This is a genomic window from Sphaerisporangium rhizosphaerae (assembly GCF_042665155.1).
Taxonomy (GTDB): Bacteria; Actinomycetota; Actinomycetes; order Streptosporangiales; family Streptosporangiaceae; genus Sphaerisporangium; species Sphaerisporangium rhizosphaerae.
Window position 1 is genome coordinate 325,202 of the sequence record NZ_JBHTCG010000003.1, and the last position, 16,278, is coordinate 341,479.

At 64.1% G+C, this 16,278-nt stretch carries 12 protein-coding genes and 1 pseudogene; 8 read left to right on the forward strand and 5 right to left on the reverse strand.

Annotated elements, in window-relative coordinates; genetic code table 11:
* Positions 1–1,168: 1,168 nt before the first annotated feature.
* Together ACFQSB_RS06495 and ACFQSB_RS06500 are read right to left on the reverse strand one after the other, a co-directional pair.
* Positions 1,169–1,768, reverse strand: a complete 600-nt coding sequence (locus tag ACFQSB_RS06495; RefSeq protein WP_380824907.1) for a hypothetical protein — start codon at positions 1,766–1,768, stop codon at positions 1,169–1,171.
* A 156-nt stretch (positions 1,769–1,924) separates the two neighbouring features.
* The gene (locus ACFQSB_RS06500; protein ID WP_380824908.1) at positions 1,925–2,254 is read right to left on the reverse strand and encodes a DUF6247 family protein; all 330 of its coding nucleotides are present in this window, start codon (positions 2,252–2,254) and stop codon (positions 1,925–1,927) included.
* Positions 2,255–2,363: 109 nt separating this feature from the next.
* On the opposite strand from ACFQSB_RS06500, the gene ACFQSB_RS06505 reads away from it, so the two are divergent.
* Positions 2,364–3,071, forward strand: a complete 708-nt coding sequence (locus ACFQSB_RS06505; protein ID WP_380825066.1) for a hypothetical protein — start codon at positions 2,364–2,366, stop codon at positions 3,069–3,071.
* Between the two features lie 327 nt (positions 3,072–3,398).
* On the opposite strand, the pseudogene ACFQSB_RS06510 reads toward ACFQSB_RS06505, so the two are convergent.
* Positions 3,399–3,584: pseudogene (locus ACFQSB_RS06510) on the reverse strand (helix-turn-helix domain-containing protein); the annotation flags it as partial.
* 262 nt (positions 3,585–3,846) lie between these two features.
* Between ACFQSB_RS06510 and ACFQSB_RS06515 the strand changes: the two are divergent.
* The 6 genes from ACFQSB_RS06515 (at position 3,847) to ACFQSB_RS06540 (ending at position 12,528) form a co-directional block, all read left to right on the forward strand.
* On the forward strand, positions 3,847–4,188 hold the full coding sequence (locus ACFQSB_RS06515; RefSeq protein WP_380824910.1) for a hypothetical protein: 342 nt from the start codon (positions 3,847–3,849) through the stop codon (positions 4,186–4,188).
* A 209-nt stretch (positions 4,189–4,397) separates the two neighbouring features.
* On the forward strand, positions 4,398–8,255 hold the full coding sequence (locus ACFQSB_RS06520; protein WP_380824912.1) for a ThuA domain-containing protein: 3,858 nt from the start codon (positions 4,398–4,400) through the stop codon (positions 8,253–8,255).
* A 78-nt stretch (positions 8,256–8,333) separates the two neighbouring features.
* Positions 8,334–10,334 (forward strand): ThuA domain-containing protein, encoded by a 2,001-nt coding sequence (locus tag ACFQSB_RS06525; RefSeq protein WP_380824914.1) that lies wholly within the window; start codon positions 8,334–8,336, stop codon positions 10,332–10,334.
* A gap of 376 nt (positions 10,335–10,710) precedes the next feature.
* Positions 10,711–10,890 carry a hypothetical protein gene (locus ACFQSB_RS06530; protein WP_380824916.1) on the forward strand — a complete coding sequence of 60 codons (180 nt, stop codon included), beginning with the start codon at positions 10,711–10,713 and terminating at the stop codon, positions 10,888–10,890.
* Positions 10,891–11,289: 399 nt separating this feature from the next.
* On the forward strand, positions 11,290–11,676 hold the full coding sequence (locus ACFQSB_RS06535; RefSeq protein ID WP_380824917.1) for a toll/interleukin-1 receptor domain-containing protein: 387 nt from the start codon (positions 11,290–11,292) through the stop codon (positions 11,674–11,676).
* 36 nt (positions 11,677–11,712) lie between these two features.
* On the forward strand, positions 11,713–12,528 hold the full coding sequence (locus tag ACFQSB_RS06540) for a toll/interleukin-1 receptor domain-containing protein (RefSeq protein ID WP_380824918.1): 816 nt from the start codon (positions 11,713–11,715) through the stop codon (positions 12,526–12,528).
* Positions 12,529–12,618: 90 nt separating this feature from the next.
* On the opposite strand, the gene ACFQSB_RS06545 is transcribed toward ACFQSB_RS06540, so the two are convergent.
* Positions 12,619–13,617, reverse strand: coding sequence for a hypothetical protein (locus ACFQSB_RS06545; RefSeq protein WP_380824919.1), 999 nt, complete (start codon positions 13,615–13,617; stop codon positions 12,619–12,621).
* A gap of 193 nt (positions 13,618–13,810) precedes the next feature.
* Here ACFQSB_RS06545 and ACFQSB_RS06550 point away from each other — a divergent pair, with 193 nt between their 5' ends.
* Positions 13,811–14,986 carry a hypothetical protein gene (locus ACFQSB_RS06550; protein ID WP_380824921.1) on the forward strand — a complete coding sequence of 392 codons (1,176 nt, stop codon included), beginning with the start codon at positions 13,811–13,813 and terminating at the stop codon, positions 14,984–14,986.
* Here ACFQSB_RS06550 and ACFQSB_RS06555 read toward each other — a convergent pair.
* Positions 14,983–16,278 (reverse strand): hypothetical protein, encoded by a 1,296-nt coding sequence (locus ACFQSB_RS06555; RefSeq protein WP_380824923.1) that lies wholly within the window; start codon positions 16,276–16,278, stop codon positions 14,983–14,985. The two genes, ACFQSB_RS06550 and ACFQSB_RS06555, sit on opposite strands and share 4 nt — an antisense overlap.

The following is a 16,278-nucleotide window of genomic DNA, read 5'->3' on the forward strand; positions in this document are numbered from 1 at the left end:
GGTGACGGGAATCAGCGGTGGTCCTACGGGCCGGGTCTGGAGCTTGCCTTCCCCAAGTGCGATCATCGGCTCATGACGTTGATCAGAAAGGGCCATGCCGCGTAGGCGCCCTTCGGAGGTTCGCTCACGAGGATCGGTGTGCGCAACCCACAGAGCTTCTATCCATCAGGTTCCCGGCCTCGGGCGTCGGCCCATGGCCGCGGTGATCGCGCTGGAGCACACTCAGATGCGACCGGGCATGGTAGCTGGGGCACTGCTGGCCTGGATGCAGGCGGTCGTTCCCGGCAGTGTCGACCGGATCGCTCCCTGCTGCATATGCCCTGAGTGCTGCGGGGACGCGCCACGACAGCGGCTCGAACAGGCGCTCATCGCCGTGCCGCGCTGGGCCAGGCCGTATCTGTACGCCTTGATCCTTCCTATCGACAGGCGGTTCCTCGCCCGGACGTCGCCAGACCCGCATGCCTCGCCCGAGTGGGCGTGGTGGCAGCAGCGGCGTTGAACGTCAAGGACGGCATCTCAAGCAGGGAAGTGGCGGCGCGGCCCTTGGTGCGGCGGCTGATGGTCGGATATGGCGCGAGGGCGGTGCGGTGGGCGGCCCGCGTTCCCGCCGCCGGCCGGGACCGGCGCCCACGCCGCACGCCCGGCTGGGCGTGCGCGCGGCGGGCCGTGTGGCGGCGGCGAGCGCCGCCGCGCTTGACCACGCAGGCCGCGTTGATCCATCTGCACGTGGAAAGTTAGCGGGACCGGGTGATCGCGGACAGCATGGGGAAGCTCGTCGAAGCGGTCTTCCCGGGCGAAGATCGCGACGCATCGGGCACGTAACGGGCACGGAAGATTGAAAACAGTCTTAGAAACGATCAAAGCCAGCTCGGGAAATCATCCATGACCTGGCTTTTCGGGGTGAGAGCCTGCGGCGGTACGGCATAGGCGCGGCCCCTGATCCACCCCCGTCCTCCTCGTAGCTGCCGACCCCCGGGACGGGACCGCCGTGTCAAGGGTCAGCGAAGCTGATCGCGAAGCGACGCCGTAGGCGCCCTTGACTCGGCGGGAACGGCCGGGACACTTGAGCAGCGAGGAGGACGGTGGTCACCAGGTGTCGGAGGCGGATGATTTGGCGTCACCGCGGCTCGTGAGCGTCCCGTTCGGCGCACCGCCTGTCGAGACGTCCTTACAGGTAGTCCCGCCAAAACGAGACCGTTGCATGCGGCTGCCATGTCTCGGTGTGCTCAGGGCGCGGGTCCCGGAACTCCTGGTCAATGTAGTCGAGCAGGTCGGTCCCGTAGTAAATGGTGTCAGTGCCCCGCATGGATAAGACCGGATGTCCGAAGGTTCCACGCCCAGCCGGCAGGAACCGATGCGCATAGACCGGGACCATTCTGGGGACATCCGCCAGTCGCACCCGGGCTACTTCGACGGCCTCAAGCGGATCGTTCGGCCGCTCGCCCCAGCTCGATCGCCAGTGGCCATGCTCGACGTCCCACAAGAGATAGTCGACTGGCCACTCGACATGTTCACGCAGCGCCTCAGGGTCACCGTTGCGCCAGTCGGGCCACGGGTTCTCCCACGTCTGACCCTCTTCCCAAGGCTGACGCACCGGTAACCCTGCTGCCAGGAAAGCCCGATGGTCGTCGGCGAATTCGAATCCGTACTCGTGCTCGATGCGAGCAAATTCCGCCTCGGAAAGCCCCTCCTCAGTCTCACAGCAGCCCAGCTGAGCCAGGCGACGTGCGGCCGCCGCACCCAGCCAGGAACCCTCTTCACTGATCACTCTGCGAACATAGCGCCAGCCGCTTGTAGCCATGGCTAGCCAGGGAGCGCAGGTCACCGATAGCGGATTGAATCGCGAGGTCTGGCGGGGGTGTATCGCTGATGTCGGCGAGCTTATCGGGCGGGCGGAAGAGCAGGCGGCGGCTCAAGAAGCACATCACGCCGTACCTGGGCGGCGTCGCGCTCGGACTCCGCGAGCGGTGAGGACCTCACGCCATGGCCTTCCGCCGGGAGGCTCGCCGGCAAGGATCTGCTCGGCCTTGACATGCATCTGTCGGCGTCCTCCGGGATCTTTCACCGTGTCATACGCGGAGATCCACCAGCGGTGAACGAAGTTGTTCAGTGCGCTGAGATCCAGACTTACTCGAACCTCATCGAGGGCCGCCTTGAGCCCTGCGTCGAACGCTTCGCGGTCCTGGGGCACGACCAGGGCGGCGCGGGTGGCCCGCAGGTTCTTCTCCGGCATAGAGCCCCACTGGCCCTCCATATCTCCCCTCCTGGCCGGGGCGCGGCACGGGCACGCGAGCAATTCTCTCTGGAGGGCGGTGACCGGGACCGGCTATTGGCTGCCGACCTGAGCTGCCAGGATCCTCGGCATGCTGATCACTGGATTCGAGGACCACCCCCTCGTCGATGGCTCCTACCTCTTGGACGATCCGGTGTTCTGGGCCATCCATGTCCTGCAGATCGGGGTGATCGGGCTCACTGACATCGAAGAAGCATTCGGCGTGGACATCGTCTACGCAGAAGAACTCGAGGATCAAGTGTTCGATCACGACCATTGGCCTGTCTTCAGCGTTCCACTGCGGAGCACAGGCAACATCCATATCGTCTACCGGAACCTAGTTGGCGACATGGGCCTGGACTATGTCCTGACGCACCCCAACTTGCCCGACGATTTCGGCCTCGCCTCAATCGTCGCAGATTTCATTGGCCCAGGCATGTCCTGGCCTGAGCTCATCACCATCGCTCACCAGCCACCTACCGCTGATGACAGAACGCTGCTGGACGCTGCCGGTCGACTGCTCATCCTCCTGCCCGCCCTCGGCGACACTGACCTACCCGACACCGCCGTCCCGACCGTCGCAGCGGCACTTTCCGAATTGACCACCAGCCCAGACCCCAACCACATCGCGGAGATCCTTCTTCGCAACGACAAGGCATACTGGCAACCCGCCACCTGGGATCAACTGAGCAACGGCGCGACCGTCTGCGATGAGCCCCGCAGCCGCCGGTACGGAATCCCATGGGAATGCGCCACCGACCAAGACGTGACCGTCACCCGCGCCCTCACAGGCACCTGAGATCGCAACACCCGGCAAGGAGTGCTCCGCTACACGGTCGCGTCGTGGTGACACCCCCGGGTGACAGCTCTTCATCGCTCGTTGAAGGGGGTCTGTCTTTAGCGGGCCCTCGTGGTGATGACCGGAGCGTCGCTCAGAGAGCTGATGGCGCGCATGGGGCACTAACCGGCGGCCGACCAACGTCTTGATCCGGGCCAGGGTCCAGGTCTGGTCCGGCCACCCGTGCGCCACCGGCCCCTTGTCCAGCTCGATCTCCAACACGGTGAACAGCTCATTGCTCAGCAGCGGCAGCGAGGCCGGGCCCTTGGACTCCAGCGCCCGATCACCGCTGTCCGACCAGGCTTTACGCCACCGCTGCACCGAACGCACACTCACCCGCAACTCATGGGCGATGACCGCGTTGTCCTCCCCGGCCACAACCCGCCCGGCCGTTCGAATGCGCAACCGTTCACGGAAGGCCCGCCGCTCGGCGGTCAGCCCCGCCACCCTGCGTGTATCGCATGACCACGGCACACCTCAGGGATCATCACCCGTCAGCTATCTGCGACACCACACTTTTGCGGTCAGTAGATGCACGACTTCCCCAGGTCGCACAAGTGTTAAATCATTCGCACAATACGTAACGTTCCGGTAACCCAGAGCGAGAAGGGTGGCTGAAGTGCACAGATGTGAGGGATGCCAACTCGTTACGGAATTGGGGGGTGCACGGTCCGACATCGCCGTGTTAAAACTCCTGATTAGTTGATATCGAGGACAAACGGAGCGGGTGGTGTGGGTGGCGTACAAACCGCCCTTCACCCGTGCCCCGGGCGGCGCTTCGCCGGCGGGTCCCGCCACGCTGCGCCGGGCGACCCCCTCGCTGGTGCTGCGCGAGCTGCATGCGGCCATGCCCGAGCAGGCGTACGGGTTGCGCGGCATGCCGGTGCCCGACCCCGGCGAACGGGTGGCCGACATCGCCAGAGGCCCGGCCTCTGGCGACCGGCGCATGACGACGGCGGTGGCACAGGTCGGCGAGTGGCTCGGGCTCGGCGGCTCGATCCTGGCCAACCTGTTCAACAACCACATCATCGACGACCCGACCGCGATCATGGATTTACCCAGGCCGGCACCTTACTGACGGCCCCACAGACCTGGAGACGGCAACCTCCAGCAACCGCAATATCCGCTACCACCAAGTGGCAATAAGCGCGGCGGCGCGCGCCTTGCCTGACATCCCCCCAGTCAGGAAGGCTTTTCATGTCACCACGTCATCGAACGTGGGCCAGGCTGCTCGACGCAGCCCGGCCAGAAAACGGACGACGCCCGAGACGTCGCACCGCGACCACGATGGCCTTAGCCCTCATCGCCCCTTTCATCTCGCTCCTCGCGACGCCGGTGAGCGTCGAGGCCGCCACGGCGGCTGAGCCCGCTTTCAAGGTGCTCGTGGTGCGCAGCACCCAGGACGCGGTGTCGTCGGCCGGCCTGGCCGCGATCCGGGACGCGGCCAGACCCGGTCATTTCACGGTGGTGGCGCCCGGGCCCGCTGACGTGGGCGACCATTTCACGGAGAAGAAGCTGGAGCAGTACCGCGCGGTCGTGTTCTTGGACACGGGTCACGCGAGCCCGCTCACGGACGCGCAACGCGCGAACTTCGAGAGCTACTTCCGCGACGGCGGCGGCTTCGTCGGCGTCGGCTCGGCGGTCGAGACCGACGAGTCCTGGTCGTTCCTGACTGACCTCCTGGGGACGCGTGCGTCCGGCAGGACCGACGTGCAATCGGGTGACGTGAAGGTCGCCGACCGCGTCCACGACGCGAGCAAGGATCTGCCGCAGTTCTGGTCGCGGACCGACAACTGGTACAACTTCGCGAAGAACGTCCGCGGTGTGGCACACGTCCTCGCCACCGTCGTCGAGGACCCGTTCGGGGCGCAGCCGCAGGGCGCCGACCTCGACGGGATCGCCGGGGGGACGATGGGCGCCGATCACCCGGTCTCGTGGTGTAAGGACTTCCAGGGCGGCCGCTCGTTCTACACCGGCCTGGGCAACACGGCCGCGAGCTTCGACGCCGGCCTCACCAAGCACCTCAAGGGCGCGATCGGCTGGGCCGCGGGCCAGGCCGATCCGGTCTACAGCGATTGCGGCGCGACCGTGCTGGCCAACTACCAGCAGACGAAGATCGGCTCGCCGCCGAACCTGCAGGAGCCGATCGGCTTCGACCAGCTGCCGGACGGCCGCGTTCTGCAGACGGACCGCCTCGGCTCGCTGCGCATGCACGACTCGACCACGGGCGTCACCACGGTCGTCGCCAACTTCGCCGATCCGAGCCTGCCGATGACGCAGCAGATCTACTCCGCGGGCGAGGACGGGCTCTATGGCCCGGCGGTCGACGCCAAGTTCGCGACCAACAAGTGGGTCTACCTCTACTACTCGGCGAAGGAGGTCACCGACGTCAAGCTGAGCGACGGATCGGTCGTCACCCAGATCACGCCGAACACCACCCCGCCGAACGTGGCGGCGTCCAAGACCGCGTGGGATCCGTACGTGGGCTATTTCCAGCTCAGCCGCTTCAAGTTCGTCGACGCCACCGACAGCACGCCGGCGCACCTCGACATGGGCTCCGAGCAGCAGATCATGCGCGTGCCGGTCAACCGCCAGGAGTGCTGCCACGTCGGGGGCGACATCGACTTCGACAAGCACGGCAACCTCTGGATGGTCACCGGCGATGACACGCCCGCGGGCGGCATCAACGCCGGCGGCTATGGTCCGTACAACTCGCAGAAGACCGACGAGCAGCAGACCGTGCGCGTCACCAACGCGACGGGCGGCACGTTCACGCTGACCTTCGAGGGCCAGACGACGGAGCCGATCGCGTGGAACGCGGATCGCAATGCGATCGACGCGGCGCTCGAGGCGCTCTCGAACATCGAGGCGGATGAGATCCAGACCAGCGGCGGCCCGGTCAACACGTCGAATGTCAACGTGTTCTTCCGCCGCGGCAAGCAGCAGTCCGATCAGCCGCAGATCACCGCCGACGGCGCCGGCCTGACCGGCACCGCCACGCCGGCGATCGCCACCAGCACGGCGCAGGCGGGCGGCTGGTATCAGCGGCTCACCGGTGACTCGCGCCGCACCGCGCTGAACACCAACGACCTGCGCGGCAAGGTGCTGCGGATCAAGGTCAAGGACGGGAACATCTCCGCCGCCGACGCCAACAAGGCCAAGTTCCGCTCCGGCACGGGCGCCTACTCGATCCCGCCGGGCAACCTGTTCCCGCTGGTCGCGGGCGCGCCGCGGGACAAGACGCGCCCGGAGGTCTACGCGATGGGTTTCCGCAACCCGTTCCGGATCCAGGTCGACGAGAACGACGTGGCCTACATCGGCGACTACTCGCCCGACGCCCAGACACCGCAGCGCTCGCACGGCCCGTCGGGCACCGGCCGCTACGAGATCGTGCGCAAGCCGTCCAACTACGGCTGGCCGACGTGCTACAAGCGCGACCTCGCGCACTACCAGTGGAACTTCCACGAGTTCGCGCCCGGCACCACCACCGCGGGCACGCCGCTGAACGACCCGCCGCAGAAGTTCGACTGCGACGGGCCGACGCAGCGCAACGACTCGCTGTGGAACATCGAGGGCGGTCCGACGGTCGAGCCGGGCCTGAGGGACGTCCCGCCGGTCACCGACCCCGACATCTGGTACTCCTACCGCGACAACAACACGAACGCGCCGCTTGGCACCCCGTGCGAGGCCTACTACGCGCCGACCCCAGGCCCGATCGCGCCCGGCTCGACGACCGAATGCCCGCGGCTGTTCCCCGAGCTCTACACCGGCGGCGTCGGTCCGCACGGGGTCGCGAAGTACCACTACGACGCGAAAAACCCGAACCCCAACAAGTTCCCGCCGTACTACGACGACTCGGTGATCATCAGCGAGTGGACGCAGGACACGCTGCGCGAGGTCAAGCTCGACAAGCGGAACAACCACGTCCAGAAGATCAACAACTTCCTCGACTGCGGCAGCCGTGCGAACGCCGGGGCAGGCAGGTTCCGGTTCGAGTGCGACAACCCGATGGACGTGCAGTTCGGTTCTGACGGCGCGTTCTACATGCTGACCTACGGCAACGGGTTCAACGTCATCAGCCCCGACGCGGGCATGTACAAGTGGGAGTACGTCAAGGGCAAGCGCGCGCCGAAGGCCGTGCTCACCACGGACCGCACCGACGGCTCAACGCCGCTGACCGTGAACTTCTCCAGCGCCGGCTCGCTGGATGAGGATCCCGGCGACTCGATCCGCTACGAGTGGAAATTCGGCGACGGCTCGGCGATCGAGACCGACCCGAACCCGACACACACCTACACGCAGTCCGGCCGCTACACGGCCGTGCTGACCGTGATCGACTCGTCCGGCAAGCAAACCTCGACCAGCACCGTGATCACCGTGGGCAACACGAGCCCGACGGTGGTCGTCAATACGCCGGTGGAGGGCGGAACGTTCGCGTTCGGCGACGACATCCCGTTCTCGGTCACGGTCACCGACCCCGAGGACGGGACGGTGAACTGCTCCGAGGTGGAGGTGACGTTCGTGCTCGGCCACGACGCCCACGGCCACGCCGAGGAGTCCGTCAACGGCTGCTCGGGCGTGCTCCACACGATCGCCGACGACGTCTCACACGGCGGCAACGTCTCCGGCGTGGTCCAGGCGCGCTACACCGACCACGGCGGTCCGGGCGGCGTCCCGCAGCTGACCACGACCGGCCAGCACCAGATCCGCCAGAAGCACCAGGAGGTGGAGTTCGTCGTCAACCAGTCCGGCACCAACACGGCGAACAACACCGACGGCGGTGCCGGCGTGCACCGCGGCAGCCTGGGCTCGGGCGACTGGCTCCAGCTCAACGGCCCATTCAACACGACCAACATCGATTCGATCGCCTTCCGCGTGGCGGACGCGGCGACCGGCCGCACGCCCGGGTCGCCGCTGGCGGCAATCGAGGTCCGTCAGGACTCGATCACCGGGCCGATCCTGACGACGGCCGACCTCGTGTCCACCGGCGGGACGGGAACCTGGACGAGCCAGACGTTCCCGGTCTCGATGTCCGGGACGCATGAGCTGTTCCTGGTGTTCCGCTCGGTCACGGGTGGCGCCACGGGCGGCAACCTGTTCAACCTCAACTGGGCCGAGTTCGTCGGCACGGGCATCGGCACCTAGCGAACCCGCCCGTATAGCGGCAAGAAAGAGAAGACACTCATGCGGAGAAGATTTCGCACATCGGCAATAGCCGCCTGCGTGACGGCGGTCGCACTCATCCCCGCGGCGCCGTCGTGGGCAGATGAAACGACACCGCCGACGATCAACGTGGCGACGCTGTCGCCCTCTGCGCCGACCGGCCAGAACAACTGGTACCGCGGCTCGGTGACGCTGAACATGTCGGCGACCGACGACGTCGGCCTCGCCAAGTTCCAGTACTCGCTCAACGGCGGCGCCGCCTACATCGACGTGCCCGTCGAGGGGGCGCCGGCGTCGGCCACGGCGTCGGCGGTGATCACGCAGGAGGGCAACACCAGCGTCCGGTACCGCGCGGTCGACACGTCCGGAAACGTCGCGGCGTTCCGCTCGATCGCGGTCCGGATCGACACGCGCGCGCCGGCCGCATCGTACCCGGCGATCACCGACGGTCACGTCGGTCACGTCGCCACACTCATCCCGACGCGCACGGACCCCACCCCCGGCTCGGGCGGAGTGGCCGTACTGAACATGTACCTCGACGGCAAGCTGGTCCCGCCGTTGCCGGTGCAGACCTCCGACCTGTCGCTCGGCGTGCACAAGCTCGCGGTGCACCTCTCTGACGCTGCTTCCAACAGCGCGAAGTACACGCAGACGTTCATCGTGACGACATCGTTCGCGGACGTCGGCACGCTGATCGCCCAGTTCGTGACCGCCGGCAGCGTCCCGGCGGAGGTCGGCGCGGCGCTCCAAGCCAAGCTCGACCAGGCGAAGGCGCTCGCCGACGCCGATTCGGCCAAGCCCGCGCGCCACGTCCTGAACGAGTTCGTCTCGATCGCCAACAGCCAGATCAAGCCCGGCTCGGCCCGCAGCACACTCGTGGGCGATGCGCGTTACCTGATCGACCAGCTCAAAGGCCGGCCCGCGCCGGAGCCCGCGACGGGCCTCAAGACCGAGCCCGCGGAGGGCCCGAAGTTCATCCCGGACCCGGTGCTCGCCCCGCTCCCGCACAACCCGGACGCCGACTACAACGTCCTGGTCTTCTCCAAGACGACGGGCTTCCGGCACGACCACATCCCGCACACCGTGGCCGCGATCCAGAAGCTCGGCGTCGCGCACAAATTCAACGTCGACGTCTACGACCCGCAACTCCCGACCGTCACGCTGCCCACGAGCCCGTTCCTGAGCCTCGACACGCTCAAGCAGTACGACACGATCGTCTTCGAGTCCAACGTCGGGCACCCGGGCCCGCTCGATGCGATCACCGAGCAGCCGAACTTCGAGGCCTACATGGCCCAGGGCGGCGGCTACGTCGGCATCCACGGCGCCGCCGACTCGTTCGAGCTCCGCACCTGGCCGTGGTACGGCGACCTCGTCGGTGGGTTCTTCACCGGCCATCCGAACGGCCAGAACGGGTTCGGCCAGTGCGGCAGCTGCATCCACACCGAGGTGGTGACCGAGGACAACACGCACCCGGCGACCAAGCATCTCCCTGCCAAGTGGATGACGGTCGACGAGCTCTACAACTTCGACCGCAACATGCGGGCCGACGTGCACACGCTGCTGAGCCTCAACGAGGACAGCTACCAGCGCAGCCTCAACAGCGGCAACGCGGCCACCAACCCGCTGCGGCTGATGAACGGCGACCACCCGATCGCGTGGTGCCAGAACTGGGGCGGTGGCAAGGCGTTCTCGAACATCCTCGGCCACTTCCGGACGCAGTACTACGATGACTCGTTCCTGCGGATCATCCTCGGCGGGATTGAGACGACCGCCGGCCGCAGGGACGCCAACTGCTCGTCCTACCGCGAGACCAGCCTGCTGATCGAGGCCGACCGAGCGGCCGGGCTGCTGACCGCGGACGCCGCGGACGCCGCCGATGCCGCCCTGGACATCGCGCGGGACGGCTACCTGGCAACCGACTACACCACCGCCATCCCGGCGCTGAACTCGATCGTCGCCCTGGCTAACAACAAGGCCTCCGGCGACGCTACGGCGCGTTCCGAGCTCGCGCGGCAGGCGCGCGCGCTGCGGGAGTGGATGCAGACCCTCAACCGCCACTGACCCGTTCACGCGGCGGGGGCGGTGAATCGCCGCCCCCGCCGCGCTGACGCTGTAGCGCACCACTATGGCGGATTCATGCACGACCTTCTCATGATCATCGACGAGACATCGGTAGGTGCCGCACGTGACCCATCCTCCGAAGGGAGCGGTGATGCGGTCGGGTCGGCGCCTTGGGCATGGAGATCAACGTCGACTACATCGCGGTCCACGGCACAGACCTCAGCGGCCGGGGCCTGGTCGAGCGCCGGTTGGTCTACGACGCCATGGGCAGTGGCCCGGACAGGGCTGTGCGCCGGGTCGGGCTCGTGGCCAAGGAGGCCGTGGAGGCGATTCGGCGAGCCGGAGCGGTGCCGGTGCGGGTGGACAAAGACGCGGAATGCGGCTGTGGCCGCATCGGCTGCTGGAGACCAAGGTCGGTCTGGCCGTGCTCGTACGTGCGGCCATGCCCGAGCAGGCGTACGGGTTGCCGGGCATCCCGGTGCCCGACCCCGGCGAACGGGTGCAGCTTGGGGAAGTCTCTACGTGCCATGCGTCCGGGTTGGAAAATGCTTCCTGACCTGGGCCTTCGCTTGTGGAGCGGGTGACGGGAATCGAACCCGCGCTGTCAGCTTGGGAATCGTACGGATCGGGCTACGTTAGGGCGCCGACCGGGGCGTGGGGTCGGTCCTGAGTGACCGTGGTTGCCCCCTCTTCACCCTGTCTAATTGCACGCTAATTGCACGACGATCATGATGGAACCCTACGGAGGACTACCAACGGGCGTTCATCGGACGGATGGTCGAGCGCCTCGATGTGTACGCGGCGGGTGCGGTGACGTTGCCCAAGTTGGTGGAGGTGCATCCGATCTATCACACGAGCGACTCAGCTTGCACGGCATCTACCATTGTCAACCTTCTGCGCCATCCAGAGTGCCCCTATAGGCTCATGGGTAGAGACAGGATGAGGGAGGATCCCGATGGCAAATGTCTTCGTCAGTCACCGGAGCGCCGATCTTGATGAAGCGGTGAAGCTCAGTATGGAGTTGCGGAAACGAGGCCACACGGTCTGGCTTGACGAGTGGAAGATCGATATCGGCGACTCCATCGTTGAGAGGATCAACGAGGGTCTGACCGGCTCAAATAATCTGGTGCTCTGCTACTCAGGTACAGGCTCCGTCAGTCCATGGATTGGCCGAGAGTGGATGTCGGCACTCGCACGACGGCTGAACGGCGCCGACATTCGGTTGTTGCCTGTCCGGCTGACCGGAGGGGAGCCGCCGGCGATACTGGCCGATTTGAAGTACGTTGATCTTGTTGCTGACTGGCCAGGTGGGGTAGATACTTTGTGCCGCGCGATCCGTTGACCGACGTCCGCCTGTACCACCGCTTTCGATAGGAGCATGATGGCGGCAAGAGACGTTTTCCTCTGCCATGCGAATGGAGACAAACGTTTATATGTGCGACCACTGGCGGAGGCGTTGGCGCGACGGGGGGTAAGCTGCTGGATCGACGAAGCTGAAATTGAGATTGGCGACAGTATTGTTGACGCTGTCAATGCAGGTCTCCGACTATCACGCTACGTGCTCGTGATCATCACGGACAATTTCCTGAGCCGACCGTGGACTCGCAAAGAGATGAATGCGGCTCTGAGCATGGAAATGGCGAAACGGAAAACTGTAGTGTTACCTATTCTGGCTATCGATCCTACGCGATGGGTAGAGGAATTCCCCCTATATTCCGACAGGCTTTATCTGGACCTGCGGAAGGGAGTTGAGATCGCCGGTGATGCTATCGCGTATCGCTTCGGCAGATCGCCGGCTACCGACTGGGCGCATGACCATCCAAAGGACTACCGGGGCCCTGTGTGGGTCAGATGCACTCCAGGCGATCCCGACGCCGGGGAAGTGGAGATGGTCTTACGTTGGGGGCCCTATATCCGCAAGGTTAGAGTGCAGTGCACTAGCGGAATGCCGATGTCGTTAATCCATCATAAGACCGGAGCGGATTCAATAACCCTACACGTATCCGTTGATCCAGCCGCGATCGTTACTTTTGGCGTAGGTCCAGCTCCCGATCAGATGCCGCGTGCTATGAACATAGATGAGGGCTGGATCCGGGCAGCTGGCATGGAAGTTGAGCACCCAACCTTTTCCCAAGAAGGAGAGATGCCGAAGGAACGAGATATATTGGCGCAGCTCCTCGACCCGCAAGATTGAATTGTGTACATCGGCTAGCTATACGATTTTCGCTGTATGCGCCTTAGTTCACACCGCCGTCAATACAGGCGGCAGCCGGGCGATAATTGCTTAGATAGACAGACGGAAATCCTCGATCTTCTGCCTCAGCACAGCGTTCGGCTCACCACCGGAGCGCTTTGCGATAATCATCTGCTTCAAGTCGGTATCCGTGATGAATAAGATCAGCTTCCCGTGTTGCATCCACTGTTCTCTCCTAATGATCCCGGCAGTAGCATCGTGACCATTTCTCGTGACAATAATGCCGAATAATCCCGCACCTCGCTCGGAAAGATAATTGGCGAGCTGCAACACTTCCGACTTGCCGACGTCGCCACAATAGTTCTTGGCATCCACCACTATATAATCTGCCTGGTAATGAGTGCGCAGGAAGTAGAAAAACCCTTGACTGCAGTAATTCGGAATGACGAAATCTCTTCGATTGACCTTCGTCTCGTTCTCGATCTCCCGTATCGGCGCCTCAAGGGGAGGACAGAACAGGTATTCGAATATGTCGGCACAAATCCTTTGATATTTACTCCATTCACTTCTGCCGCACTCGATGGACGCGAGGACTCCGACTAAATCCCTACCGCGATCCGACTTCGCTTCCCTCTCCGGCCCTACGAATGCCCTGGAGAAGAAGTGCTCTACATCAGGAAACTGCTTGATTTTTTCCTGAATCCACACCCCGTCACGTAACTCAATACCAGACTCTCGCATTACGTCGTGATAACGAAGCGTGAGAGGGGAGCTCACAATCAGCATGAGGATAGGGGGCGGATGATTCGGATACTCTTGCTGAAATGCGTCCCTGTATCGGAACAGTTTTCCTCGGACATCTCTTAGGCGACGTAAGGTCTGAGGCGTCACCTTGACTACCTCGATTATCATGCTCCGCGGCTCAAGAGACATAAAGTCAGGCCGAAGACCTTGAGAAAGAAGAACTTCCCTCATAAGGAGCATCCCCGGATCATCATTTTGCAATATTGCAAGGACGAGGTCATGAAATACAGTCTCGGGCAGTCTTTCTAAGTCCACGCCAATCCTTAGAACGTCTCCGATCCGCACATAATGCGGCCTTGACAAATGGACTCTGGAGTCCCGGCTCATCGTACTACTTAGACCATGTCCATACATGGAGACAGAGGGGTAGCGCCTATTCTTTTCTGCACAGCGGCGCAGGCATACGGTGGGCCGGGGCTGAGGAACGAAGTCCCGGACCTTCGATCGCCCCCGACACCGTGCGATGGCCGGCCATAGCATGGCGATCGTCGCGCTGTATCTGTGCGGCGGCGCGTGCCAGGTCGGCGGGTGCGGCTTGGTGCGGCGGGTGCGGTGGTCGGCGGGCGGCCCGCGTTCCCGCCGCCGGCCGGGACCGGCGCCCACGCCGCACGCCCGGCCGGGCGGAGCGGGCGGCGGGCCGTGCGGCGGCGCGGAGCGCCGTCGCCTTGATTTACATAAGGGAAATTCGGCAAGACGCCATGTTTATGGGGTGATAGCGATTTCGGATAGTGCAGCTCAGGGGCAGGGTTACCTGCTGGGGGCCATGCGTAGGAGGAAAGAGGACAGTGGGCCCCAGATCACTATCGGGCGAGAACTGTCCCCCGAGGAATCGAGCAAAGTTCTGCATTGTCAGGAGTTCTTGAACTTTCTGACAGTCGCCAATCCCATCAACGATCTTCGCGCATCGGCGGGCCGCGTGATGTACGTGTTGGATACTGCGGAATCTTGGCAGGAAACCAATACCAATAGTCCAGCTCGAATCGCATCGCAGTTTCATTCGTCAGTAGATTCCTGGCTGCGAGACCTCCGTGCCTTCGATGACCACATATCTCATCGGCTATCTGACTGGTTCGGTAAACCTTCGCAGGAGCTGGACGCCTTCAAGGAGGCAACGAGCGAAGCGTATGATGGTAGTTTCGCCTATCGTTTCTCTTACAAATTGAGAAACTATAATCAGCATGCCGGGGGAGGGGTGCAGCACTTCAGTGTGGGAGTGCTTGAGGAGCCTTCGGGGAAGATTCGGCCCCACGTTATCGCAGAGTTCGACGCCGTTAAGCTTCTGAATCAGAATGACAAGTGGGGTGTGCAGGTTAAACGTGAATTGGAGGAGATTGGTGGAAGGTTTAGCTTCTTTCCAATTTTGCAATCAGCAACTGCTGCTGCCGATAGAGCTTTATCTCGTTTGCTTGTGGCCCTGGAAGGCCATATCGAGGAGGCGGTGTTGGTGATTCGTGCTATAGCAAAGGAGGTGGAGACTGATGGTGAACCATTTCTTACGACAGTCGGAGTCGACTGGCCTGGTTCGGGGCGGTCGAAGCTTCCCATGACTCTTATTCGGCCAGGGGTGTGCGACGTGATTGAAAGTGCTCTTGAGCATTCTTTTGTGATCTTGGGGTTACCTCCACGCGGCAAGCCTCATGCTCAGTCGACTTAACTATGATCCAAGAGGTCATGGCGGCGAGTATGGAGGGCTTTACGCGCTGTGATAAAACGTTCGTGAAACTCCTGGGCGAGGGCTTCGCGGCCGTAGGTTTGGCGTAGGACTCGGTCGAGGTCGCTGGCGCGGTTGACCAGGTCGGTAAGGGATTTGCGTTCGATGTCGAAGGCGGCTAGGCCCTGGTCGACGGCGGCGTCTAGGTTGCCTCTTCTGGCGTGGACGATTCCTAGGTCTATGTGGGCGTCGGCTACGCGCATGGGGGCGTTGCTGGTTCCGTCGGGGCGGGTGTGCATTTGGATGGTTTCGAGGGCGTGTTCTTCTGCCCGGTCGTTGTCGCCTAGCCAGGTGTAGGCGGTGGCGGCGTAGAACATCCACTTGGCGTGGTCGAACACGAAGTGATGGTCCGGGTTCTCCGGGAGCGGGAGCTTGGCGAGGATGTCGGCTCCGCGGGACAGGGCTTTGTCGGCTTCGCGGCGGTCGCCCATGCGGGCCAGACCGCGGGCCTCTTGCAGAGAGAGCTGCACCATGGCGCTGCTGAGGCCGGCCGCGTCCTGGCCCATCCGGGCGGCGGTGACCACGTCTTCGTAGCGGCCTTCGACCAGGGCGAACCAGGCGGACATCTCGTGTGCCCATCCCATGAGTTCGCCGTGTCCGACCTGGCGGCCCATTTCGTAGGCGGCGCGGCGGGAGGTTTCGGCTTCCTCGCGCTCGCCTAAGTCGTAATGGATGCATCCCAATAGCGCCGTGAGCCATCCGGTGATGACGAGTAGTTCGCGGTGCTGGGCGAGGGTGAGCCGGCCGGACAACAGGCGGTTGATCTGGGCGAGGCGCTTTTGTGTGCGGTCGCGCAAGGTGGCAGCCGGTACAACCGGATAGGCGCGGCACAGCAGGTCGACGGCTTCGGAGAGGGCTTCGAGGGTCCCGGGGCCGACGTCGGATGCCTGGAGTTGCTGGGCGAGTTCCATCGTGCCGTACAGCTCGGCTTCGGCGCGCATGGCGTCGACGGGCATGAACTGGGCCTCGACAAGCCGGTTCGGGCCGCGTTTGGCGCGGCTGAAGCCGAGGTCTTCGACGTCCACGCCGGTGGCCTGCGTGAGGGCGAGCCGGTATGGCGTGTGAGGCCAGGACACTTCGCCGGCCTCCCATCGGCGAATACGTTCCTCGTCGCAGTTGAGGCGTTCCTTGATGCCTATCGGGGTGGCGTTGATGCGGGCGGCCAGCTCGGCGCGGGTGAGCTGGGCGGAGTTACGCCAGGCGCGGAGTTGCACATTAGGCACGGTGTCGGGCAT

Excerpts from the sequence above, each read along its gene's own strand:
- ACFQSB_RS06550 (WP_380824921.1), top strand. The coding sequence starts at position 13,811 with ATGGCGATCGTCGCGCTGTATCTGTGCGGCGGCGCGTGCCAGGTCGGC.
- ACFQSB_RS06540 (WP_380824918.1), top strand. The coding sequence starts at position 11,713 with ATGATGGCGGCAAGAGACGTTTTCCTCTGCCATGCGAATGGAGACAAA.
- ACFQSB_RS06505 (WP_380825066.1), top strand. The coding sequence starts at position 2,364 with ATGCTGATCACTGGATTCGAGGACCACCCCCTCGTCGATGGCTCCTAC.
- ACFQSB_RS06535 (WP_380824917.1), top strand. The coding sequence starts at position 11,290 with ATGGCAAATGTCTTCGTCAGTCACCGGAGCGCCGATCTTGATGAAGCG.
- ACFQSB_RS06530 (WP_380824916.1), top strand. The coding sequence starts at position 10,711 with ATGCGGCTGTGGCCGCATCGGCTGCTGGAGACCAAGGTCGGTCTGGCC.
- ACFQSB_RS06500 (WP_380824908.1), bottom strand. The coding sequence starts at position 2,254 with ATGGAGGGCCAGTGGGGCTCTATGCCGGAGAAGAACCTGCGGGCCACC.
- ACFQSB_RS06555 (WP_380824923.1), bottom strand. The coding sequence starts at position 16,278 with ATGCCCGACACCGTGCCTAATGTGCAACTCCGCGCCTGGCGTAACTCC.
- ACFQSB_RS06520 (WP_380824912.1), top strand. The coding sequence starts at position 4,398 with ATGGCCTTAGCCCTCATCGCCCCTTTCATCTCGCTCCTCGCGACGCCG.